The following is a 14586-nucleotide window of genomic DNA, read 5'->3' as shown; positions in this document are numbered from 1 at the left end:
ATTTGCGGCTTCCGCCGCGTGGGCGCGACCGGCCACGACGGCGCAGCAGCCGAACGACTACCCGAAGCGGCACCTCCAGACCGGCGCCGGACGTCTGCGAAAAAGGCGTCCAGCGCACCCCGCGCCTCGGCCCCACCGTCAAAGCCCTGCCACAACATCCGCATCCGCCCGACGAGTTCGTAGCAGATGTCGATCGGCACAAGATGGCACTCGAACTCGTCACCGTCCCGCCGCAGCAACAGCGCCTCCACGTCGGGTCGCAGAAGCCCGGCGAGCCGACTGCCCCCGAGAATCTCCTCGAACGCGGCCGGTTCGAGTTCGCTCTCGGTCGCGCCGGCCGGACTGGGGTACAGGGCGACCAGCCGATCGAGCGCGGAGTTGCGGAAGAAGAAGGCGACACCGACCGGAATCCGCAGCGCCTCCCACACCCGCGCATCGAGGCGATGGTCGGGGTCGGTGAGATAGCGGGCCGGTACCGCGCGGAAGCGACCCGCGGCCCCCGGTTTCTCCATGAGCACCGCGCAGGCGGCGCAGACGCAGACCAGGGCGCGCTTCTCGGCGTCGACCATGTGGCGGTGGCCCTCGGGCACCACGACCGCGCACAGCTCGCACCGCTCGGGCTGCGGCGGACGCTCGGTGAGGAACCTCCGCAGGCCGACCGCGGCCCCGGTCACCGGGTCCCCGTCGACGCGGGACCGATCTGCAACAGGGTCGGCGCCTGCTCGACCTCGACGGCCGTGACCTCCGGAGCGAAGCACAGCAGCGCCGCCCGGGCGGCCTCGCGCGCATCCGTCCCGGAGCCACAGCCGCAGCCGGCGCTCGTCCCGGTGCGCAGCGTCAGGGTGCCGCTGTCCTCGTCGAAGCCCACGACGTCCAGGTCGTGCTCCCGTACGCTGTCGAGGGCCCGGCGGATCCGGGTGTCGCGGTCCTCGGGGTGCAGGTCGTGCAGGACGAGCAGGCTCGCGACGAGTTCGTCGCCGAGGAGCCGTGCCAGTGGTTCGCCGGGCGCGGCCGACAGCAGGTGCAGGGTGCGGGCCAGTCCGGAGCCGTAGAAGTCCATGAGGGACCGGACGAGTTCCTCGGCCGCGGTGACGGCGGCCGGGTTGCCGAGCGCGGTCAGCCGGTCGAGCACCTCCTCGATGCGGCGTCCGGTCTCCTCCGCGGTGACCGCCCGCGCCGTCGTCGTCGCGCTCATCCGCCCAGTCCGCTCAGGCCGGTGGGCACGTGCAGGCTCTTCACGGTCTTGCCGCCGCCGACGTACATGTGGACGCCGCAGGGCAGACAGGGGTCGAAGCTACGGACGGTGCGCATGATGTCGATGCCCTTGAAGTTCTCGGGGGTGTTCTCCTCGAAGATCGGGGTGTTCTGTACGGCGTCCTCGTACGGGCCCGGGGTGCCGTAGCTGTCGCGGACGCTGGCGTTCCAGGGGGTGGGCGGGTACGGGTGGTAGTTGGCGATCTTGCCGTCGCGGATCACCATGTGGTGGGAGAGGACGCCGCGGACGGCCTCGGTGAAGCCGCAGCCGATGCTCTCGTCGGGGACCTCGAACTTCTCCCAGGTCTGGGTGCGTCCGGCGCGGACCTCCTCCAGGCCCTTCTCGGCGCAGTGCAGGGCGACGGCGGCGGCGTACGCCTGGAAGTAGGTGCGCGCGCGGTTGCGTTCGAGCGCGTTGGACCACTGCGGGATCTTCCACTCGAAGGTGGTCTCCGGCTTGGTCATGGTGCGGGGCAGGTTGATGACCACGCTGTGGCCGGTGGCCTTGACGTACCCGATGTCGACGAGTCCGGACAGGGCCGTGGACCACAGGCGGGCGATGGGGCCGCCGCCGGTGTCCAGGGCGAGGTGCTCCTTGCCGTCCCACCAGCGTGGGGACATCACCCAGCTGTACTTGTCGTCGAAGTCGCGCTTCTGCGGGGCGGGGATGGTGTGCTGGTTCCAGGGGTGGCGCGGGTCGACCGGGTTGCCGAGCGGGTCCTGGGTGACGAACTGCTCCTGGCCCTCCCAGTCCTCGTAGTAGGAGCTGCCGAGCAGGATGCGGATGCCGAGGTTGATCTGCGTGAGGTCGTTGGTGACGAGCTTGCCGTCGACGACGACACCGGGGGTGACGAACATCTTCCGTCCCCAGTCCGTCATGTTGGCGTAGGTGAAGTCGCAGTACTCGGGGTCGTTGAGCGCGCCCCAGCAGCCGAGCAGGACGCGGCGGCGGCCGACCTCCTCGTAGCCGGGCAGGGCCTCGTAGAAGAAGTCGAACAGGTCGTCGTGCAGGGGCACGACACGCTTCATGAACTCCACGTACCGCATGAGGCGGCTCAGGTAGTCGGTGAAGAGCTGCACGGAGGCGACCGTGCCGACGCCGCCCGGGTAGAGCGTGGAGGGGTGCACATGGCGCCCCTCCATCAGGCAGAACATCTCCCGGGTGTAGCGGCTGACCTGGAGGGCCTCGCGGTAGAACTCGCCCTCCAGCGGGTTCAGCGAGCGCATGATGTCGGCGATCGTGCGGTAGCCGTGCTCGGCGGCGTGCGGGGCCTCGGTGCGCTCGGCGAGTTCGAGGACGCCTGGGTTGGTCTCCTTGACCATCTTCTCGCAGTAGTCGACCCCTACCAGGTTCTCCTGGAAGATGTTGTGGTCGAACATGTACTCCGCGGACTCGCCGAGGTTGATGATCCACTCACCGAGGTGCGGGGGCTTCACGCCGTAGGCCATGTTCTGCGTGTACACCGAGCAGGTGGCGTGGTTGTCGCCGCAGATCCCGCAGATGCGGCTGGTGATGAAGTGCGCGTCGCGGGGGTCCTTGCCGCGCATGAAGACGCTGTAGCCGCGGAAGACGGACGACGTGCTGTAGCACTCGGCGACCCGCTTCTGCTTGAAGTCGATCTTCGTGTGGATGCCCAGGCTGCCCACGATCCGGGTGATCGGATCCCAGGACATCTCCACCAGGCCGCTGCCGTCGCCGGCCGCCTTCGTCTTCGCTGCCATTGTCGTTTGCCGTGCCCTTCGTTACGCGGGGAGTTCGGGGTGGTGTGGTGTGTCAGGGGTGCACGAAGCAGAGGCGGATCAGGGGCGGCGGGGCGTCACCACGGGGGCCGGTAGCCGGTGGTGATCTTCTCTCCGGTACGGCGCCACTTGGGCTCCTTGTCCACCGTCCTGCCGGTGATGTGCCGCAGCCTGCGGATGACGGAGCCGTAGACGGAACTGCCCGAGACGGACAGCCTGGCGCCGGGGGGTTCGTCCATGAACGGCATGAACTTGTCGGGGAAGCCGGGCATGGTGCAGGCGATGCAGATGCCGCCGACGTTCGGGCAGCCGCCGATGCCGTTCATCCAGCCGCGTTTGGGCACGTTGCACTTCACGACCGGGCCCCAACAGCCCACCTTGACCAGACACTTCGGGGAGTCGTACGTCTCCGCGAACTCGCCCTGCTCGTAGTAGCCGGCCCGGTCGCAGCCCTCGTGCACGGTGGCCCCGAACAGCCACGTCGGACGCAGCTTGTCGTCCAGCGGGATCATGGGGGCGGCGCCGGTCGCCTGGTAGAGCAGGTAGGTGAGGGTCTCGGCGAAGTTGTCGGGCTGGATCGGGCAGCCGGGGACGCAGACGATGGGGATGCCCGCCTTGGACGTCCAGTCCCAGCCGAGATAGTCCGGGAGGCCCATCGCGCCGGTGGGGTTGCCGGCCATCGCGTGGATGCCGCCGTAGGTGGCGCAGGTGCCGATGGCGACGACGGCGAGGGCCTTGGGCGCGAGCCGGTCGATCCACTCGCTGGTGGTGATCGGCTGTCCGGTCTCCGGGTTGTCGCCGAAGCCGCACCAGTAGCCCTCGGGCTTGATCGCCTCGTTGGGGATGGACCCCTCGACGACCAGCACGAACGGGTCGATCTCGCCGCGCTCACCCTTGAAGAACCATTCGATGAACGTGTCCGCGCCGCCGACCGGACCGCACTCGAAGTCGATGAGCGGCCAGTGCACCTGGATCTTGGGCAGGCCCGGCAGGACACCGAGGACGATCTCCTCGATGCTCGGCTGCATGGCGGCTGTCAGCGCGACCGAGTCGCCGTCGCAGCTCAGTCCCGCGTTGATCCAGAGAATGTGGATCGGGGGTGTCTCTTCGGCGGGCACGCCTGTGGTGTCCGCCGCGCCGACCGTGTCCGGCGTCGCCTCAGTCATGGGACCGCCTCCGGGGACGTAAGGGATGAAGGCCCGCATATCGGGCCCTCGGATTCTTCGTATCAGCCGTTCGGTCGGGGTGAAACACGACCGTGGGCCATTCCGGTGACAAGGGCGGCAGAGGGTGGAGGACCGGTTTACGCAACCGGGCGGGGCGGAGCGAGGGCTGTCTGTCAGACCGGCCGCAGGTGCGTCGGGGTGGACCGGGGCCGTTCCTTGTGGACGAAGGCGCGGCGCAGGGCGTGGTACGGGGCGCCGGGGTCGTCGAAGGTGCGGCGCATGCGGGCCAGCTCCCGCTCCCGGAAGGCGGCGAGGGGCGTCGTGGCCTCCAGCCGGTCCAGGTCGCTCTTCTTGGCGGCGATCCGGGAGGCCGTCGCCGGCAGTGCCGCCAGCCGCGCCGCCAGGGCACCCACCTCACCCGCGAACTCGCCTGGACCGCAGTCGAGCACACGGTCGGCCAGTCCGAGGCTCAGGGCGCCCGCCGAGCTGACGGGCAGCGCCTCCCGCATCAGCCGTTCGGCCACGGCGGCGCCCACCCTGCGGGGCAGCGTGTACGTCCAGTACTCGGAGCCGTACAGCCCCATCAGCCGGTAGTGCGGGTTGAGTACGGCCCCCGAGCGGCACCACACCTCGTCGGCCGCGAGGGCGAGCATGACGCCGCCCGCCGCGGCGTTGCCGGTGACGGCCGAGACCACGAGCCGGTCCGTGGTGGTGAGGACGGCTTCGACCAGGTCGTCGATGGCGTTGATGTTCGCCCAGGACTCGGCGGCGGGGTCGGCGGCGGCCTCGATGACGCCCAGGTGGATCCCGTTGGAGAAGAAGTCCCGCTGTCCGCCCAGCACCAGCACCGACGTGGGGCGGGTGCACGCCTCCCGGTAGGCGTCCAGGAGGCGCCGGCACTGCTCGGTGCTCATCGCGCCGCCGGGGAAGGAGAACGTCAGGAAGCCGACGTTCCCGTCCTCCCGGTAGCGGATGTCCGTCCAGGTGCGTTCCCGAGCGCCGGGCAGCCGGGGCGGCGCATGCTCGGGCAGGGGCGGCAGCCGGTCCCCCAGGGCTTTCACCGCGGGGAGTTTGAAGGTGGGCGGCCCGCCGGGCAGCCGTCGGGGCCGCAGTTCGGGGATCCACACGGCGCCGTCCGTGGTGGCCCGGCAGATCGCCCCGGCCCGGGTGGCCAGGAGCTCGCCCGGGCGGCCGCGCAGCGCGCTCTCGGGGTGGCCGCCGTGCAGGTACCACTCACCGCCGAGCAGCACGTCCAGCACTCCGGGCTGCGAGTCCGCCGCCCGAAGCCTGCGCACGACGGTGTCCGTGGAGTCCATGGCCCAGTCGATCCGCCGGACACTCTGGTCGAGATACGGCCGGACGCACACGGGGACGCCGTCCGGGCCCGCCTCGTCCTGCCTGCGCGGAACGTATGTGCCGCCCGCGAAGCGCTCCACGGCGAGGAGAACGGCCTCGACCGCGGCGTCGGCGACCTCGCCCCGGTACAGCTCGCTCTTGGCCACCGGGGGAACCGGGCACGGCACCCAGGCCCACACGTCGCCCGCGTCCATCTCCGCGTCGGCCTGCAGGACCGTGACACCCCAGCGCTCGGCGCCCTCGTGGATCGCCCAGTCCAGGGAGGACGGCCCTCGGTCGCCCAGCGGACCTGGATGGACGATGAGGCAGGTGTGCGCCGCCCACACCTCTTCGGGGATCGCCGTCTTCAGCATCGGCGCCACGATGAGCTGCGGTCGGTGCCGCCGTACCGCGTCCGGCAGTGATCCCGCGGCCGGGCCGTCGCTCAGGCCGTCCGGCAGGGCGAGTTCCACCGCCACCCGGTGGCCGCGGTCGCGCAGCTCCGCATGGACACGCTGGGTGAGACTGTTGAACGCGCTGGCCACGAGCAGGATCTGCACGGCTGCCTCCGGCGGACGAACGGCGGCCGGGGTGACCGCCGACCGTGATCTTCGGCCACGCCTGCCCACCTGCCGGAGTGACAAACGGTGAGGTCATCCGAAAGCGGCGGGCGATCCGCCGACCGGCGTCACCGCGCGCCGGTGATGCGCTGCCAGACGGAGCGGGTGGCTCCGAACCCCGTCTCGTGGGTCCAGACGTGGGTGCAGGAGCGGCACTGCAGATGGAGCAGGCTACCCGTGTTGGAGAGCAGGTAGCGCCAGTGCTCGGAGCAGGTGCGGTCCTGCTCGCAGTCGCCGCAGCCCTGCCGGTCGTCACAGTTCGGGCAGGCCACCCAGGCGCGGCGCCCGATGTCCGCCTGCGGGTCACGTGGCAGCACGTCCGCCCCCTCTCGACGGGAGCACACCGGCCGCGACCAGTTCGTCGTGGATGCGCTGCTGCTCCGCGTCGAGCCCGGAGTACAGCAGTTCGTACGCCTCGTCCTCGCCGCGCAGCGCGGCGACGGGGTCCCAGTCCGGGCCGAGGGCGTCCAGGACGTGCGCCCGCCGGAGCATTTCGTGTGCGCTCAGATCGACGGAGAACTCGACCGGAGCGGAGCCGTGGGAGGACATGCAGTCGAACGTAGGTAAGCCTTCGTCGCCGCGGCAAGGCCGGGTGGGGGAAGTCACAGCAGGTCAGCGGTGGCGGCGGGGCCGGCTTCGCCGTCCGAGTTCGACGTTTTTGCGGGGCCCTCCTCTTGACAAGGCACGACACACGACGGCAATCTTCCATTAAGCAGAAACGAACTTCCGCAATACGGAATCTCGACACGGAAGGGAGCGCCGACCCTCATGGGATTTGCAGAGCAGCGCTTCAACGTCAACCTGTCGATCCTCTTCACGGAACTCCCGCTCCTGGAGCGCCCCGCGGCCGCCGCCGCGGCCGGCTTCACCGCGGTCGAGCTGTGGTGGCCCTGGGTCGACTCCCCCACCCCCGAGCAGTCCGAGCTCGACGCCCTGAAGAAGGCGATCGAGGACGCGGGCGTCCAGCTCACGGGCCTGAACTTCTACGCCGGCCGGCTGCCCGGCCCCGACCGCGGCGCCCTGTCGATCCCGGGCGAGGAGTCTGAGAGGTTCCGCGCCAACATCGAGGTGGCCGCCACCTTCGCGGCCTCGCTCGGCTGCAAGGCGCTCAACGCCCTGTACGGCAACCGCGTGGACGGCGTGGACCCGGCCGAGCAGGACGCGCTGGCACTGGAGAACCTGGTGCTCGCGGCCCGCGCGGCCGACCACATCGGCGCGATCCTGCTGATCGAGGCGCTGAACAAGCCCGAGTCGCCGCTCTACCCGCTGGTGAGCGCGCCGGCCGCGGTCGGGATCGTCGACAAGGTCAACGAGGCGACCGGACTGGGCAACGCGAAGTTCCTCATGGACCTGTACCACCTGTCCATGAACGGCGAGGACCTGCCGGCGGTGATCGAGGAGTACGCCTCGAAGACCGGCCACGTCCAGATCGCCGACAACCCGGGCCGCGGCGCCCCGGGCACGGGCTCGCTCCCCCTCGGGGACCTCCTCGACCAGCTGAAGAAGGCGGGTTACGACGGCTGGGTCGGCCTTGAGTACAAGCCGGGCGACCGCCCGAGCGCCGAGGCCTTCGACTGGCTGCCCCGCTGACCCCTTTTACCGAAAGGCACCACACCATGACCAACACGCTTCCCAAGGTCGCCTGGATCGGCCTCGGCATCATGGGCTCCCCCATGTCCGAGAACCTGATCAAGGCGGGTTACCAGGTCACCGGCTTCACCCTGGAGCAGGACAAGCTGGACCGTCTCACCGCCGCCGGCGGCACGGCCGCCGCATCGATCGCCGAGGCCGTGCGGGACGCCGATGTCGTCATCACCATGGTCCCGGCGTCCCCGCAGGTCGAGGCCATCTCCTACGGCCCCGACGGCATCCTGGAGAACGCGAGGTCCGGCGCACTGCTGATCGACATGTCCTCGATCACCCCGCAGACCTCGGTCGATCTGGCCAGGGCGGCGAAGGACAAGGGCATCCGCGTGCTGGACGCCCCGGTGTCCGGCGGTGAGGCCGGCGCCATCGAGGCCGTACTGTCGATCATGGTCGGCGGCGAGCAGGCCGACTTCGACCAGGCCAAGCCGATCTTCGACGCCCTCGGCAAGACCATCGTGCTGTGCGGTCCGCACGGCTCGGGTCAGACCGTGAAGGCGGCCAACCAGCTGATCGTCGCCGTGAACATCCAGGCGTGCGCCGAGGCCGTGGTCTTCCTGGAGAAGTCCGGCGTGGACCTCCAGGCCGCGCTGGACGTCCTCAACGGCGGCCTGGCGGGCTCGACCGTGCTGACGCGGAAGAAGGACAACTTCCTGAACCGCGACTTCAAGCCGGGCTTCCGGATCGACCTCCACCACAAGGACATGGGCATCGTCACGGACGCCGCCCGCAACGTCGGCGCAGCCCTGCCCGTCGGCGCCGTGGTCGCCCAGCTGGTCGCGGCCCTGCGTGCGCAGGGCGACGGCGGCCTGGACCACTCGGCCCTGCTGCGGGCCGTGGAGCGCCTGTCCGGCGCCGAGGTCTGACCCACCCGAGACTTCCGGGCGGCGCCCCGCTGACACCTGTCCTGTCGCGCCCAGGCGGGGCGCCGCCCGGAATCAACTGCTGCAAACAACTTCAACAAACTGTTGACGCACAGATTCCCTCACTTCTAGGCTCCACCAAGCGGAAATAGTTTTCCGCTGCCATCAGCACGGAAGTGCCACCGCACGGAAGGTCCCCGATGTCGAAGCGCGTGCTCACGACCGAGGCCGGCGCCCCGGTCGCCGACAACCAGAACTCAGCGTCCGCCGGCGTCGGCGGCCCGCTCCTCCTCCAGGACCAGCATCTGCTGGAGAAGCTGGCGCGCTTCAACCGCGAGCGCATTCCGGAGCGCGTGGTGCACGCCCGGGGCTCCGGCGCGTACGGCCACTTCGAGGTGACCGACGACGTCACCGGCTTCACCCACGCCGACTTCCTGAGCGAGGTGGGCAAGCGGACCGAGGTGTTCCTGCGCTTCTCGACGGTCGCCGACAGCCTCGGCGGCGCGGACGCGGTCCGTGACCCGCGTGGCTTCGCGGTCAAGTTCTATACGGCGGAGGGCAATTACGACCTCGTCGGCAACAACACCCCGGTGTTCTTCATCAAGGACCCGATCAAGTTCCCCGACTTCATCCACTCGCAGAAGCGCGACCCGTTCACCGGCAAGCAGGAGCCGGACAACGTCTGGGACTTCTGGGCGCACGCCCCCGAGGCCACGCACCAGGTGACCTGGCTGATGGGCGACCGCGGCATCCCGGCGTCGTACCGCCACATGAACGGCTACGGCTCGCACACCTACCAGTGGACGAACGCCGACGGCGAGGCCTTCTTCGTCAAGTACCACTTCAAGACCAACCAGGGCATCCGTTGCCTGAGCAGTGAGCAGGGCGCCGAGCTCGCGGGCAAGGACCCCAACTCGCACCAGACGGACCTGCTCCAGGCCATCGAGCGGGGCGTGCACCCGTCCTGGACCCTCTACGTCCAGCTCATGCCGGCGGCCGAGGCGGCGGACTACCGCTTCAACCCGTTCGACCTCACCAAGGTCTGGCCGCACAAGGACTACCCGCTGCAGCGGGTGGGCCGCCTGGTCCTGGACCGCAACCCGGACAACGTCTTCGCCGAGGTCGAGCAGGCCGCGTTCTCCCCGAACAACTTCGTGCCGGGTATCGGCCCCTCCCCCGACAAGATGCTCCAGGGCCGTCTGTTCGCGTACGCGGACGCGCACCGTTACCGCCTGGGCGTCAACCACACCCAGCTCGCGGTGAACGCCCCGAAGGCGACGACCGCGCAGAACTACGGCCGCGACGGCCTCATGGCGACCAACTCCCAGGGCCGCGGCGCGAAGAACTACGAGCCGAACTCCTACGACGGCCCGGCGGAGACCGGCCGCCCGCTGTCGGCGCCGCTGGCGCTGACCGGCTGGACCGGCACCCACGAGGCCCCCCTGCACACCAAGGACGACGCCTTCTTCCAGGCCGGCGAGCTGTACCGCCTGATGTCCGCCGAGGAGAAGTCCCGTCTGGTCGCGAACATCGCCGGTGGCCTGTCCCAGGTCTCCCGCGACGACGTGATCGAGAAGAACCTGGCCCACTTCCACGCCGCCGACCCCGAGTACGGCAAGCGCGTGGAGGAGGCGGTCCGCGCCCTGCGCGAGGACTGAACCCCCCAGGCTGCGCCCTGATTCTGACGGGAGGTCGGATTCAGGACGCACCGCCCGGGCTCCATGGCCGACCGACCCGGATGAGGGGTGGTCGCTCGGCAAGGGCACGGGCAACGCGAGGACCGCGGCGGCGTGCGAGCCAGTGCGGTGGTAAAGGTCCGGTCTCCTTCTTCGACCAGAGGGAAGGAGCCCCGGTTCCGTCGCCGCCGCCGCGGTCCCAAACCCCCAAGACCCCGTCCGGCGGCGCGAATGTCCTGTCGCGCCCAGCCTCGCACCGCCGGACGGCCACAACCGAATACCTCACCGGCCGAGAAGCGCCGGGTACGGACGGTCCCGTACCCGGCGCTTCTCGGCGTTGCCAGGGGCAGGGCCGGGCGCGGGGCCTGCGGGAACGAGCCTGCGGTGGGCCGCCTCGACGGGGCCCTCCACGTCGGTCCGGTCGTCCCGATGGTGCACAACGCCGACGAGGTCCTGTGACCGCCCAAGGGCCCTCGGAACGGCGCGCGGAGGTGTGGGGGCGCGCACTTCTGAAGGCGTAGGGCGTCTACGCCATCCTCAAATCAAGCTCTGAATGTCGTTCAAGGGGCTTCAACCACCGCCGTACGCGGGCACATTCTCGTCACGCGGGGCCCGCCGGCACGGGGGCGGCGGGCCTCGGCACGGGGGCAGCACCAGCCACGGGGGCAGCACCATGTACGGGGGAGCACGGTTCACGGGGGAGCACGGAAAGGGGCGGTCCAACCTCTCGGTTGGACCGCCCCTGACTTTTCGGGCGGGTCGGATCGACCGCGTCAGACCTTCAGTGTCCTGATCGACGTCGGCGCGTGGCCGGGCTCCGTCGCGAGTTCCTCGAACTCGACGATGTTGCTGATGTCGTTGGTCGTGGACATGGAGATGTTGGTGACGCGCTCCAGGATCGCCTCGACCACCACCGGGACCCGGTACTCCTGAGCGAGCTTCTTGGCCTGCTCCAGGGCCGCGCCCAGGTCGGCCGGGTCGGTCACCCGGATCGCCTTGCAGCCGAGGCCCTCGGCGACCTTGATGTGGTCGACGCCGTAGACGCCCAGCTCGGGCGAGTTGATGTTCTCGAACTCCAGGTTGACCTGGAAGTCGATCTCGAACGCCCGCTGCGCCTGACGGATCAGGCCCAGATAGGAGTTGTTCACCAGGACGTGGACGTACGGGATCCTGTGCTGCGCCCCGACCGCCAGCTCCTCGATCATGAACTGGAAGTCGTAGTCTCCGGACAGGGCGACCACCTGCGCCTCCGGATCGGCCTTCGCCACGCCCAGCGCCGCCGGGATGGTCCAGCCCAGCGGGCCCGCCTGGCCGCAGTTGATCCAGTGCCGCGGCTTGAAGACGTGCAGCATCTGGGCGCCGGCGATCTGGGACAGGCCGATCGTCGAGACGTAGCGCGTCTCGGGGCCGAACGCCTTGTTCATCTCCTCGTAGACGCGCTGCGGCTTGATCGGGATGTCGTCGAAGTGCGTACGGCGCTGGAGAGTTGCCTTCCTCTCCTGCGCGGACGCGGCCCAGGCGGAGCGGTCGGGCAGCTTGCCGGCCGCCTTCAACTCCCTTGCCACCTCGACGAAGAGCTCCAGTGCCGCCTTCGCGTCCGACGCGATGCCGTAGTCCGGCGCGAAGATCTTGCCGATCTGGGTGGGCTCGACGTCGACGTGGACGAACTTCCGGCCGGCCGTGTAGACGTCCAGCTTGCCGGTGTGGCGGTTGGCCCAGCGGTTGCCGATGCCGAGGACGAAGTCGGACTCCAGGAAGGTCGCGTTGCCGTAGCGGTGCGAGGTCTGCAGGCCGACCATGCCGGCGTTCAGCTCATGGTCGTCGGGGAGGAGGCCCCAGCCCATCAGGGTCGGGACGACCGGCGTACCCGTCAACTCCGCGAATTCCACCAGGAGTTCGGCGGCGTCGGCGTTGATGACACCGCCGCCCGCCACGATCAGCGGCCGCTCGGACGCGTTCAGCATCCCGATCGCCTTCTCGATCTGAGCGCGGGTCGCGGCCGGCTTGTAGACCGGCAGGGGCTCGTACGTCTCCGGGTCGAACTCGATCTCCGTCAGCTGGACGTCGATCGGCAGGTCGATCAGGACCGGACCGGGACGGCCGGAGCGCATCAGGTGGAAGGCCTGCTGGAAGACGCCGGGGACCTGGGCGGCCTCCAGGACGGTCACCGCCATCTTCGTGACCGGCTTGGCGATCGAGGCGATGTCGACGGCCTGGAAGTCCTCTTTGTGGATCACGGCGGTCGGTGCCTGGCCCGTGATGCACAGGATCGGGATCGAGTCGCCGATGGCGGAGTACAGGCCGGTGATCATGTCGGTGCCGGCCGGGCCGGACGTACCGATGCAGACGCCGATGTTGCCAGGGTGGGTGCGGGTGTAACCCTCGGCCATGTGCGAGGCGCCCTCCACATGGCGGGCGAGGGTGTGCTGGATGCCGCCGGACGCCTTGAGAGCCGCGTAGAAGGGGTTGATCGCCGCGCCCGGCACACCGAACGCGTTGCTGACGCCCTCGCGCTTGAGGATCTCGACTGCCGCTCGGGCAGCGGTCATACGAGCCATTGAGTACTCCTGCTTCGGCTGTCGGATTCGCACTCCCGTCGCGCCCCGCGGTGAGCAATTCCGTGACGATGACAATCCGCGAGACCGGTCAGTTATTCCGTATCGCGGAAATTCTTTTCTACTATCTGGAAGCAATGTAAGTGGGCGGGTGAAGACCGTCAAGGGGCGGACAACCGGGCGGGTCCTGGAGGACGATGGGAACGGTGTCCGATGCGAGGTCGTCCTGGAGTGGCCATGTCCGAGAGCGTGTCGGTGCGCTGCCCGGCCTGCCGGCGCGAGCATCTCTACGAGGCACCGGCCTATCCGTGTGAGTGCGGGGCGCCCGTCGCACCGTCGCTGGATCCGCACGGGACCGCGACGGCCGTCACGCACCGCTCCTGGGAGGACGAGTGGGTCGCCGTGCGCTGCGCGACGTGCGGCCGCAGGGGCGAGTGGCCCCGTCCGGAGCTGGACTGCGCCTGCGGGGCGGTGCTGCGGATCCCTGTGACCCGGGGCCCGGCGAGGGCGGCAGGCGGGTCAGGGACAGCCGCGGGGGCGACAGGGGAAGCCACGAGCGAGGCAGGGGCAGCCACGGGCGCGGCGGAGAAGGCCGCGGGTGTGCCGCAGGAAGGTACGGGTGCGAGACAGGACGGTATGGGTGCGCGGCAGGACGGTATGGGTGCGCGGCAGGACGCCTCGGACTCGTCCCGGCGGACGCCCCCCGCCCCGCGCCGTCCCTTCCAGCCCATCACGATCCGTACCGCGCGCGACGCCGTCACGGCAGCCGCCGTCTATCTGCGCTGGCTCGGCTACCGGGACATCCGCCGCGCCGACCAGCGGCCGCCGACCGGGATCGGCATCGCCGCCCACGGGCTGCTCGCGCAGGTCGATCCGACGGTGCGTCCGGCCTCGTTGCGGGACGTGGAGTGCCTGTGGCTGACGGCCATGACGGAGTCCACGGCCTGCGTCTACTTCTCCCTCGCCGGATACGCCCCCGACGCCCGCACCCGCGCCGACACCCTGGGCGTCCCGCTGTTCGTCCTCGACCTCACGGGCACGCCCCAGCCGGTCAACAGCCTGGCCGACGAGCTGGACGCGACGGGCGCCCGGTAATCCGCTCGCGCCCGGCGCGGCCGCCGACGGACACTCGGCACATGCGCATCCGCCCCGCCCTGCCCGGCGAGCTACCCGCCCTCCAGGACATCGAGCGTGCCGCGGGAGCCGCCTTCCGCGACCTCGGCATGGCGGCGATCGCCGACGACGAGCCGCCCGCCCTGGACGTCCTGGAGCACTACCGCGGGGCCGGCCGCGCCTGGGTCGCCGGCGACGACGGTGACCGCCCGGTCGGCTATCTGATCTGCGAGCCCGTGGACGGTGCACTGCACATCGAGCAGGTCTCGGTGCACCCGGACTGCGCCCACCGCCGCATCGGCCGGGCCCTCCTCGCGTACGCCGCCGACCGCGCACGAGAGGAGGGCCTGACCGCTCTCACCCTGACCACCTTCACCGAGGTCCCGTGGAACGCGCCGTACTACGAACGCCTCGGCTTCCGCGTCCTGGACGAGGCCGAGCTCACCCCTGGGCTACGGAAGATCCGCGCCCATGAGGCGGAACTCGGCCTCGACCAATGGCCACGGGCCTGCATGCGCCGCGACTAGCCGCGCGCCACAGCCGACCGACCACCGCACCCAGCCACGCGCCGCAGCCGGTCGTCCGCCTCAGCCGACCATGCCCCGCACTCAGGCCCGCGT

Annotated in this window: 12 protein-coding genes and 1 pseudogene; 5 read left to right on the top strand and 8 right to left on the bottom strand. The window is 70.2% G+C overall.

Annotated elements, in window-relative coordinates:
* Window positions 1-77 precede the first annotated feature (77 nt).
* The 7 genes and pseudogenes from POF73_RS41360 to POF73_RS41330 all read right to left on the bottom strand — a co-directional run.
* Window positions 78-674 (bottom strand): annotated as a pseudogene (locus tag POF73_RS41360) (DUF5947 family protein); the annotation flags it as partial.
* Window positions 671-1195 carry a hypothetical protein gene (locus POF73_RS41355; protein ID WP_272124563.1) on the bottom strand — a complete coding sequence of 175 codons (525 nt, stop codon included), beginning with the start codon at window positions 1193-1195 and terminating at the stop codon, window positions 671-673. The pseudogene POF73_RS41360 and the gene POF73_RS41355, both read right to left, overlap by 4 nt.
* Window positions 1192-2976: a nickel-dependent hydrogenase large subunit gene (locus POF73_RS41350; protein WP_272124562.1), complete on the bottom strand. Its 1785-nt coding sequence runs from the start codon at window positions 2974-2976 to the stop codon at window positions 1192-1194. Before POF73_RS41350 ends, POF73_RS41355 begins: the two co-directional genes overlap by 4 nt.
* Before the next feature lie 95 nt (window positions 2977-3071).
* On the bottom strand, window positions 3072-4160 hold the full coding sequence (locus POF73_RS41345; protein WP_272124561.1) for a hydrogenase expression protein HypE: 1089 nt from the start codon (window positions 4158-4160) through the stop codon (window positions 3072-3074).
* Window positions 4161-4333: 173 nt separating this feature from the next.
* Window positions 4334-6055 (bottom strand): hydrogenase maturation protein, encoded by a 1722-nt coding sequence (locus POF73_RS41340; RefSeq protein WP_272124560.1) that lies wholly within the window; start codon window positions 6053-6055, stop codon window positions 4334-4336.
* A 128-nt stretch (window positions 6056-6183) separates the two neighbouring features.
* Window positions 6184-6432 (bottom strand): hypothetical protein, encoded by a 249-nt coding sequence (locus POF73_RS41335; RefSeq protein WP_272124559.1) that lies wholly within the window; start codon window positions 6430-6432, stop codon window positions 6184-6186.
* Window positions 6419-6664 (bottom strand): DUF6400 family protein, encoded by a 246-nt coding sequence (locus POF73_RS41330; RefSeq protein WP_272124558.1) that lies wholly within the window; start codon window positions 6662-6664, stop codon window positions 6419-6421. The genes POF73_RS41335 and POF73_RS41330 overlap by 14 nt, the downstream gene beginning before the upstream one ends.
* Window positions 6665-6883: 219 nt before the next feature.
* Here POF73_RS41330 and POF73_RS41325 point away from each other — a divergent pair, with 219 nt between their 5' ends.
* The 3 genes from POF73_RS41325 (at window position 6884) to POF73_RS41315 (ending at window position 10280) form a co-directional block, all read left to right on the top strand.
* Window positions 6884-7705 (top strand): TIM barrel protein, encoded by an 822-nt coding sequence (locus POF73_RS41325; RefSeq protein WP_272124557.1) that lies wholly within the window; start codon window positions 6884-6886, stop codon window positions 7703-7705.
* A 26-nt stretch (window positions 7706-7731) separates the two neighbouring features.
* Window positions 7732-8625, top strand: a complete 894-nt coding sequence (locus tag POF73_RS41320) for a 2-hydroxy-3-oxopropionate reductase (protein ID WP_272124556.1) — start codon at window positions 7732-7734, stop codon at window positions 8623-8625.
* A 197-nt stretch (window positions 8626-8822) separates the two neighbouring features.
* On the top strand, window positions 8823-10280 hold the full coding sequence (locus POF73_RS41315; RefSeq protein ID WP_272124555.1) for a catalase: 1458 nt from the start codon (window positions 8823-8825) through the stop codon (window positions 10278-10280).
* A gap of 791 nt (window positions 10281-11071) precedes the next feature.
* Here the strand turns inward: POF73_RS41315 and gcl are convergent.
* The gene (gene gcl / locus POF73_RS41310) at window positions 11072-12856 is read right to left on the bottom strand and encodes a glyoxylate carboligase (RefSeq protein WP_272124554.1); all 1785 of its coding nucleotides are present in this window, start codon (window positions 12854-12856) and stop codon (window positions 11072-11074) included.
* Between the two features lie 234 nt (window positions 12857-13090).
* On the opposite strand from gcl, the gene POF73_RS41305 reads away from it, so the two are divergent.
* Together POF73_RS41305 and POF73_RS41300 are read left to right on the top strand one after the other, a co-directional pair.
* Window positions 13091-13948, top strand: a complete 858-nt coding sequence (locus tag POF73_RS41305) for a hypothetical protein (RefSeq protein ID WP_272124553.1) — start codon at window positions 13091-13093, stop codon at window positions 13946-13948.
* 41 nt (window positions 13949-13989) lie between these two features.
* Window positions 13990-14493, top strand: a complete 504-nt coding sequence (locus POF73_RS41300; protein ID WP_272124552.1) for a GNAT family N-acetyltransferase — start codon at window positions 13990-13992, stop codon at window positions 14491-14493.
* The last annotated feature ends 93 nt before the right edge of the window (window positions 14494-14586 follow it).

Origin of the sequence: Streptomyces sp. HD, from assembly GCF_028369295.1 — a bacterium.
Taxonomy (GTDB): Bacteria; Actinomycetota; Actinomycetes; order Streptomycetales; family Streptomycetaceae; genus Streptomyces.
Note: the sequence above shows the minus strand (reverse complement) of the source record. Positions and strands in the feature narration are given on the sequence as shown.

Bases quoted from the DNA above. Each gene is read 5' to 3' on its own strand.
- POF73_RS41355 (WP_272124563.1), bottom strand. From the start codon at position 1,195: ATGAGCGCGACGACGACGGCGCGGGCGGTCACCGCGGAGGAGACCGGA.
- POF73_RS41350 (WP_272124562.1), bottom strand. From the start codon at position 2,976: ATGGCAGCGAAGACGAAGGCGGCCGGCGACGGCAGCGGCCTGGTGGAG.
- POF73_RS41345 (WP_272124561.1), bottom strand. From the start codon at position 4,160: ATGACTGAGGCGACGCCGGACACGGTCGGCGCGGCGGACACCACAGGC.
- POF73_RS41330 (WP_272124558.1), bottom strand. From the start codon at position 6,664: ATGTCCTCCCACGGCTCCGCTCCGGTCGAGTTCTCCGTCGATCTGAGC.
- POF73_RS41325 (WP_272124557.1), top strand. From the start codon at position 6,884: ATGGGATTTGCAGAGCAGCGCTTCAACGTCAACCTGTCGATCCTCTTC.
- POF73_RS41320 (WP_272124556.1), top strand. From the start codon at position 7,732: ATGACCAACACGCTTCCCAAGGTCGCCTGGATCGGCCTCGGCATCATG.
- POF73_RS41315 (WP_272124555.1), top strand. From the start codon at position 8,823: ATGTCGAAGCGCGTGCTCACGACCGAGGCCGGCGCCCCGGTCGCCGAC.
- gcl (WP_272124554.1), bottom strand. From the start codon at position 12,856: ATGGCTCGTATGACCGCTGCCCGAGCGGCAGTCGAGATCCTCAAGCGC.
- POF73_RS41305 (WP_272124553.1), top strand. From the start codon at position 13,091: ATGTCCGAGAGCGTGTCGGTGCGCTGCCCGGCCTGCCGGCGCGAGCAT.
- POF73_RS41300 (WP_272124552.1), top strand. From the start codon at position 13,990: ATGCGCATCCGCCCCGCCCTGCCCGGCGAGCTACCCGCCCTCCAGGAC.